Raw genomic sequence first — 7,518 nt, forward strand, 5'->3', positions numbered from 1 at the left:
CACGGGCCTCCAGTCCGGTCCGCGGAAGCGACAGGTGCCGGCACGTGCGCCGGGTCCGCGGGGCGGGAGCAGCCCGGCGACGCCGGCGACGCCGGCTACGCCTGCTGCGTCGTCGCCTCGTAGTGGCGCGCGCCACCGCGCACACCCTCGAACCGGAACGGCGCGGTCGTGACGCGCGGACGCTCGACGTCCTCGCTGGTGGCGGCGCCGGCTGCGTGCAGCTCGCGGTACGCGTCGACCGTCAGCGGGACGCGTGCGCCGAGCAGCGCGCGCACCCGACCGACCCGGCGGTGCTCGCGGTAGTCGGGCCGGACGACACCGGTGATGAGCTCGCCGACGCTGCCCGAGCCGTAGCTGAACAGGGCGATGCGCTCCCCCGCCAGGTGCTCGTCGAGGTCGAGCAGTGCGGCGAGCCCGATCCAGAGCGACGCCGTGTACGTGTTGCCGGTCTGCTTGTTGTACGTGAACCCGACGAACAGCTCCGACTCGTCGAACGGCACGCCCACGTGCTGCGTGAGCTTCCGGTGCGCCTTGAGCGCCATCTTCGTGAACGGCTGGTGGTGGACGAAGCGCACGATGTCCTCGTACGCCGGCCCGCCCTGCTCGGCGAGGTCGTCCCACGCGCCGACGAACGCGTCGACGTAGGCGCTGACGGACAGCCGTCCGTCGACCAGCGCGGTGGAGCGGTCGTTCGGCCGCCAGAAGTCGTCGACGTCGGCGGTGTAGACGCCGGCGGCCGGCTCGATCTCGATCAGGTCGGGGTCGGCGGACACCAGGATCGCGGCGGCACCGGCACCCTGGGTCGGCTCGGCGGCGGTGTCGACGTCGTAGCGCGCGACGTCGGCGGCGATGACGAGCACCCGCTCGTGCGGGGCGCGGGCGACGATGCCGAGCGCGAGCTGCACCGCGGCCATCCCGCCGTAGCAGGCCTGCTTCAGCTCGACCACGCGGACGGCCTTCGGCAACCCGAGCAGACCGTGCACGTAGACGCCGGCGGCCTTGGACTGGTCGACGCCGGACTCGGTGGCGAACAGCACCGTCCGGATGCCCTCGACGCCGTGCCGGTCGATGAGTTCCTTCGCAGCGGTGGCGCCCATCGTGACGATGTCCTCGTCGGGCGCGGGCACGCTGAACGCGTCCTGCCCGATGCCGACGTGGTACTTGGCCGGGTCGACGCCGAGCCGCTCGGCCAGGTCGTCGAGCTCGAGCACGTGGTGCCCGGTCGCGATCGCGATGTCGTGGATGCCGACGCCGCTCATGCTGCACCGCCTGCGGGCTTCGTGCCACGGCGTTCCATGGCGACGTGGGCGGCCATCAGCTCGCCCGGGTTGGTCTGCGCGGCGAGGAGCGAGAGCTCCCCGCACAGCACCGTGGCGGCGCAGAGACCGGCGAGGCGGCGGGCGTTCGCCCCCGGCTCGCGGTCGTCGCGGCAGCCGAGGCGCACCAGGGCGTCCTCGACGACGGGCAGGTCGCCGCCCTTGCCGTTGCCGACCGTGCCGACGATCAGGTGCGGCAGCGAGGTCGCGAAGTACAGGTCGCCGTCGCGGTCCTCGGCGCTCGTGATGCCCTGCGAGCCCTCGACGATGTTGGCGGCGTCCTGGCCCGTGGCCAGGTAGAAGCCGAGCAGCATGTTGGCGTAGTGCGCGTTCGCCGAGCGGATGGCGCCGGCGATCGTCGACCCGATCAGGTTCTTCGCGATGTTGAGCTCGACGATGCGTGCGGTGCTCGACCGCAGGCGCTTCTCGACGACCTCGCCCGGGATCACGATCTCGGCGATGGTGTTGCGGCCGCGGCCACGGATGCCGTTCACCGCGGTGGCCTTCTTGTCGGTGCAGAAGTTGCCCGACACCGACACGTACCGCAGGCCCGGCTGCCAGTCCAGGATCGCCGGCAGCAGCTTGTCCGCGGCCTGGGTGACCATGTTGTGGCCGGAGGCGTCGCCCGTGGTGAACGCGAAGCGCAGGAACAGCAGGTCCCCGACGATCTCCGGGTGCACCTCGATGAGCTTGGCGAACCGGCTCTGGCCGGCGACGATCGCGGCGAGCTCGTCCTGGCGTGCCAGGATCTGCCCGGCGGCGACGTGGGCGGCGGCGGCGCTGTCGGCACGGACCACGACGGATCGGGTCATCCGCTCGTCGACGACGGTCGCGACGATGCCGTCCTCGACCATGCGCGAGATGCGGGCACCGCGGCCGACGGACGGCCAGAGCGGCGACTCGTAGGTGGCGAGGGGGACCTCGTGCTCCCCCTGCACGGCGTTGCCGCTGACGCGGATCGGGCCGACCCACTTGGTGGGGATCGGTGTGAGCAGGTCACTCATCGAGGGCTCCTTCTGGTGCTCGCACCGCGACGCTGAGGTGTCTGATGTCGTGCGCCTCCCAGGCGCGGTGGATGCCGGCGGGGTCGGTGTCCGCCGGGACGAGCGCGATGCCGCAGTCGCCGCCGCCGGCACCGGACGGCTTCGCCGCCCCGCCAGCCGCCTCGACGACGTCGCACAGGGTCGCGAGCCGCTCGGTCTCGATCTGCGACCCGACCGAGTCACCGAGACGCTGCATGAGCACGCGCGCACGCTTGAGGGCATCGAGCGTGCGCTCGGCGTCGCCGGTCTGGAGGCCCGTGGTCAGGTCGTCGACACAGCTACGGCTCTCGTCGAGGAACGCCTGGTACCCGCCGTTGCGGTGCCGACGCACCACGTCGACGAGCTTCGTGGTGGACGCGGGCGAGCCGGTCCAGCCGACGAGCAGCTGCAGGTTCTCGGGGGCGGGGAGCCGCTGGACGTCGAAGCCCTGCCACGCGTCCGCGTCGGCCAGGATCGCGGACACCGCGTGGTCCCCGAGCATGGCGGCGAGCCGCTCGCGGTCCGGGGCGCTGTAGCGCAGCCACCCGCCGAACGTGCTCGCGGCGAGGTCACCGCCCGAGGCCCGGGGGTTGACCCGGATCGTCGCGAGCAGGGCGACCTGGAAGCGCTGGCGCTGGGTCAGACCGATGCCGTAGAAGCGGTCGAGGGCACCGACGGTCGCGACGGTCACCGCGGCCGAGGACCCGAGTCCGAACTTCCGGCCGCTGGCGTCGTCGAGCTGGCTCTCGATGCGCAGGTCGTGGAACCGCGGGGCGATGCCGCGCTCGGCGCGGAGCTTCTCGACCAGGTCGATCGTGGCCATCACGTAGTCGTAGGGGTGGTGCTCGCGGTCGAGCGCCAGGCCGTCCTCGGCACGGGTCCACGTGAGCGGGAGGTGCCCGTACTCCTCGGAGTGCACACTGCCCGCGCCGTGGCCCTCGCGCACCTTCGCCGTGATGGCGCGGTCGAGGGCGATCAGGACGGACGGCTGGCCCGGCTCGACGACGGCGTACTCGCCGGCGACGAACAGCTTGCCGTGTGCACGGAACTCGATCACTGCGCGGACTCCTTCTGGTCGGGATTGCTCCCGGTCTCTTCGGAGCGGAGCAACCGCGCGGCAGGTCCGGTGCCGGACTCGATGACGTCACCCAGCGACGCGAGCGCCCCGGCGACGGCCGACCGGTCCTGCGGCTTCGTGAGCACGACGACGTTCGGGCCAGCGTCGGCCGTGGCGTAGGCCTCGACCCCGCCGGCACGCAGCTCGGCGACGGCGTCGAACACGGCGACGCTGCGGGCGTTGAGGTAGCGGATCGGCGGGAACGCGCCCTCGATCGTGGCGTGCATCCGGAGCGCGTTGCTCTCGGTGATCTCGCCGATGCGGGTGAAGTCGCCGGCGGCACAGGCCGTGAGCATGTCACCGACGGTCTCGGTGGTCGAGGTGACCCAGGCGGGGTAGAAGGGCGACGTGGCGATGGTGCGACGCATGGCCTCGCGCGACCCGATCGGCTTCGGGCCGGCGTCGATCGTGACGACGACCATGGCCATCGGCGGAGCGGGGATCGGCTCGGCGAAGGAGCCCTGGTCGTCGCCGGCGTGCCAGACGGCGACACCGCCGGGGATCGAGCGCGTGGCCGAACCCGAACCACGACGGGCCAGACGCGACAGGTCGCGCGGCGACAGGTCGAGGCCGTACGCCGCTGCGGCCGCGGTGGCCAGCGCTGCGAAGCCGGAGGCGCTCGAGGCCAGCCCGGCACCGGTCGGCACGGTGTTCTCGGAGACGACTGACGCGCGGGCGTCGCTGCCGGCGAGCTCCCGCACCAGGTCGAGGAACTGCTGCACGCGCACCAGCGCCCCGTCGTCGACGACGTGACCGTTCAGCGTGAACGTGTCTCCCCGTGCGCCCAGCGCCTCCCGTCCGCCGTCCACCGTGACGGTGGTCGTCGTCGGGAACACGTCGAGCCCCATCGAGACGCTGCCCGTGGCGGGCAGCGCGAGCTGCGCGTCTGCCTTCCCCCAGTACTTGACGAGGGCGATGTTGGGGTGCGCGACGGCGGTGGCTGTCAGCAAGCGCGGGCTCCGATCGTGGTGGTCCAGGTGGCTGCGGCCCCTGCAGCGCGGAGTGCGGCCGCGATGCGGTCCGCGTGGTCGTCGTCCGCGGCGAGCGCGAGGACGCACCCGCCCCGCCCGCCGCCGGTGAGCTTCGCGCCGAGGGCGTCCGCAGCGCGTGCGGCGTCGACGAGCCGGTCCAGGTCGTCACTCGACACGTCGAGTGTGCTGAGCAGGTCGTGCGCGGCGTCCATGGTGACACCCAGAGCCTGGGCATCGCCGTCCTCGAGTGTCCCCCGTGCCCGCCGGGCGAGCACGCCGATCCGGTCGATCACGGCGCCGACACCGGCCGGGTCCTGGTCGTGGCGTGCTCGGACCGCGGACACGGCTTCCCTGGTGTGCCCGGGGACGCCGGTGTCTGCGACGACGAAGGTGAACCGGGCGCCGAGCGCGACGGGTTCGATGTGCCCGGCCTCGAACCAGACCGGCGCGGACGCGACGACGCCCCGGGCGTCGAGGCCCGACGGACGCCCGTGGGCGACGCGCTCGCACTCCTGGATGAGTTCGTGGTGGGTCTCGACGTCGAGTGTCTCGCCCAGCGCGTCGGCGACGGCGGCGGTCACGGCCGCGGCGACCGCGGCGCTCGAGCCCATGCCGCGGGCGGTCGGGACCTCGCTGTCGACCCGGACGTGGAAGTGCCGGTCGGTGACCTCGAAGTGCCGCAGGGTCGCGGTGACCGCGGTGACGGTCGGCATCACGGCAGCGGGGGCCAGGTCGAGGGGGCCGGTGTGCACGGTGGACTGCAGGCTGTGACCGGGCTGCTCGGCGTCGGCGGCGACCGGGGTGACCGTCGCCACGACCCGCGCGTCGAGCACCGGCAGGACGAGAGCGGGTGCGCCGTACACCACGGCGTGCTCACCGATCAGGATCGTCTTGCCGTGGGACGACGCCGATCCGTTGCCGGGGGTCGTGGTGTTGTCGAGGTCGCAGCTGGTCATCGTGGGTCACGTCAGCCTAACCGCACGGGCCGTCGGCGTGTTCGTCAGCTGGGCATCCGCTGCATCGAGTTGTGCACAACTGGGTTGCGTGACAGTGTGGACGCATGCCCGTGACCGACGAGATGGTGTGCTTCTCCCTCTACGCGGCGTCCCGCGCCACCACGCAGGCGTACCGCACGATGCTCGAACCCTGGGGCCTGACGTACCCGCAGTACCTGGTGCTCGTCACCCTGTGGGTCGAGGGCGACCAGACCGTCTCGAGCCTCGGGGAACACCTGCAGCTCGACTCCGGCACCCTCTCGCCGCTGCTCCGCCGCATGGAGCAGAGCGACCTGGTCCGTCGCGAGCGCCGCAGCACCGACGAACGCGTCGTCACCGTCACCGTCGGTGAGCGCGGCCGCGAACTGCGGTCCGAGCTGAGCGGCATCCCCGCACGCATAGCCGCCGGGATGGGCCTGGCCGACGAACGTGCCGCTGCCGAGCTCATCGCGACGCTGCACCGGCTGACCGAGACGATGCACACGGCGGCCGATCCCGAGCGCGACGCCGCCGGCGCTGACCCCGGCGCCGTTCCGCGCTGAGCGACACCTCACGGCCACGTGTGCCCGTGAACTGTCGCTGAGCGCGAGAGCACGCCGCACACCCCGAACTGCACGATCCGCCCCACAAGGAAGGAACCCCATGGAAGCCCTCTACACCGCCGAGGCCCTGGCCACCGGCGAAGGCCGCAACGGCCACGTCGCCACGAGCGACGGCACGGTCGAGTTCGACCTCGCCATCCCGAAGGAGATGGGTGGCTCCGGCAACGGCGCGAACCCCGAGCAGCTCTTCGCAGCCGGCTACGCCGCCTGCTTCCACTCCGCACTGCAGGGCGTCGCCCGCAGCCAGAAGGTGAAGATCACCGACTCGTCCGTCGGCGGTCGCGTGCAGATCGGCCCGAACGGCAACGGTGGCTACCAGCTCGCCGTCATGCTCGAGGTCGTCATCCCCGGCCTGGAGCACGACCAGGCCCAGGCCCTCGCCGACGCAGCCCACCAGGTCTGCCCCTACTCGAACGCGACCCGCGGCAACATCGACGTCACCATCGTCGTCTCGGAGGACTGACCCATGAGCACCACCACCCCCACCACCATGCGCGCCGTCGTCCACGAGACGTTCGCCGAGCCCGCCGACGTCCTCGAGGTGCAGGAGCGCCCCGTCCCGACGCCCGCCGCCGGCGAGGTCCTCGTCCGCACGGTCCTCTCCCCCATCCACAACCACGACCTGTGGACCGTCCGCGGCACCTACGGCTTCAAGCCGGAGCTGCCCGCCGCCTCGGGCACCGAGGCACTCGGCGTCGTCGAGGCGCTCGGCGAGGGCGTCACGAACCTGCAGGTCGGCCAGCGCGTCGCCGGTGGCGCCTTCGGCGTCTGGGCCGAGTACTACACCGCGAACGCCGCAGGCCTCGTGCCGGTGCCGGACGCGATGACCGACGAGGCCGCCGCGCAGCTCGTCTCGATGCCGTTCAGCGCCATCAGCCTGCTGCACTCGCTCGACCTGCACGAGGGCGACTGGATCATCCAGAACGCCGCCAACGGTGCGGTCGGTCGCATGGTCGCCCAGCTCGGTGCCGCACGCGGCATCAACGTCATCGGACTCGTCCGTCGCGCCGCCGGTGTCGACGAGCTCCGTGAGCAGGGCATCGAGCGCATCGTCGCCACCGACGCCGACGACTGGCAGGACCAGGTCGCCGCGATCACCGGCGGCGCCCCGATCATCGCCGGTGTCGAGTCCGTCGGCGGCAAGGCCGCCGGCGACATCGCCTCGGTGCTGGGCGAGAACGCCACCCTCGTCGTCTTCGGCGCGATGGCGTCGCCGACGCTCGAGATCCCGTCGGGCAAGGTCATCTTCGGCCAGCTCACCGTGAAGGGCTTCTGGGGTTCCGTCGTCAGCAAGACGATGCCCGCCGAGACGAAGGGCCAGCTCTTCGGTGAGCTCATCACCCGCGTGCTCGACGGCTCGCTGACGCTCCCCGTCGCCGAGACCTTCGCCTTCGAGCAGGTCCGCGACGCCGTGCGCGCCAGCGACACCGCCGGCCGCGTCGGCAAGGTGCTCCTGCGCCCGTAGCGCGACCACAGGACGGGAGGCCCGGTGCCA

General features: G+C 72.3%; 8 protein-coding genes. 3 read left to right on the plus strand and 5 right to left on the minus strand.

The window, feature by feature from the left end:
• Positions 1-95: 95 nt before the first annotated feature.
• From BIU95_RS07355 to mvk, 5 genes are read right to left on the minus strand one after another with little or no spacing between them, the layout of a single operon-like run.
• Positions 96-1,259 (minus strand): hydroxymethylglutaryl-CoA synthase, encoded by a 1,164-nt coding sequence (locus BIU95_RS07355; protein WP_042539902.1) that lies wholly within the window; start codon positions 1,257-1,259, stop codon positions 96-98.
• Entirely contained in the window at positions 1,256-2,320 is a 1,065-nt protein-coding gene (locus tag BIU95_RS07360; RefSeq protein WP_017885427.1) for a hypothetical protein, read from the minus strand. Before BIU95_RS07360 ends, BIU95_RS07355 begins: the two co-directional genes overlap by 4 nt.
• Positions 2,313-3,395: a phosphomevalonate kinase gene (locus tag BIU95_RS07365; RefSeq protein WP_042539904.1), complete on the minus strand. Its 1,083-nt coding sequence runs from the start codon at positions 3,393-3,395 to the stop codon at positions 2,313-2,315. The genes BIU95_RS07360 and BIU95_RS07365 overlap by 8 nt, the downstream gene beginning before the upstream one ends.
• Complete coding sequence (mvaD, locus tag BIU95_RS07370) at positions 3,392-4,405, minus strand: diphosphomevalonate decarboxylase (RefSeq protein ID WP_071251211.1); 1,014 nt, start codon at positions 4,403-4,405, stop codon at positions 3,392-3,394. The genes BIU95_RS07365 and mvaD overlap by 4 nt, the downstream gene beginning before the upstream one ends.
• Positions 4,399-5,382, minus strand: a complete 984-nt coding sequence (mvk, locus tag BIU95_RS07375) for a mevalonate kinase (RefSeq protein WP_083389289.1) — start codon at positions 5,380-5,382, stop codon at positions 4,399-4,401. The genes mvaD and mvk overlap by 7 nt, the downstream gene beginning before the upstream one ends.
• Before the next feature lie 104 nt (positions 5,383-5,486).
• Here mvk and BIU95_RS07380 point away from each other — a divergent pair, with 104 nt between their 5' ends.
• The 3 genes from BIU95_RS07380 (at position 5,487) to BIU95_RS07390 (ending at position 7,488) form a co-directional block, all read left to right on the plus strand.
• Entirely contained in the window at positions 5,487-5,963 is a 477-nt protein-coding gene (locus tag BIU95_RS07380; RefSeq protein ID WP_175470736.1) for a MarR family winged helix-turn-helix transcriptional regulator, read from the plus strand.
• Between the two features lie 100 nt (positions 5,964-6,063).
• Positions 6,064-6,486, plus strand: a complete 423-nt coding sequence (locus tag BIU95_RS07385; protein WP_017885422.1) for an organic hydroperoxide resistance protein — start codon at positions 6,064-6,066, stop codon at positions 6,484-6,486.
• 27 nt (positions 6,487-6,513) lie between these two features.
• On the plus strand, positions 6,514-7,488 hold the full coding sequence (locus BIU95_RS07390; protein WP_031259002.1) for a zinc-binding dehydrogenase: 975 nt from the start codon (positions 6,514-6,516) through the stop codon (positions 7,486-7,488).
• The last annotated feature ends 30 nt before the right edge of the window (positions 7,489-7,518 follow it).

The sequence above is a fragment of the Curtobacterium sp. MCBA15_007 genome, from assembly GCF_001864905.1.
In the GTDB taxonomy this organism is placed as follows: Bacteria; Actinomycetota; Actinomycetes; order Actinomycetales; family Microbacteriaceae; genus Curtobacterium; species Curtobacterium poinsettiae.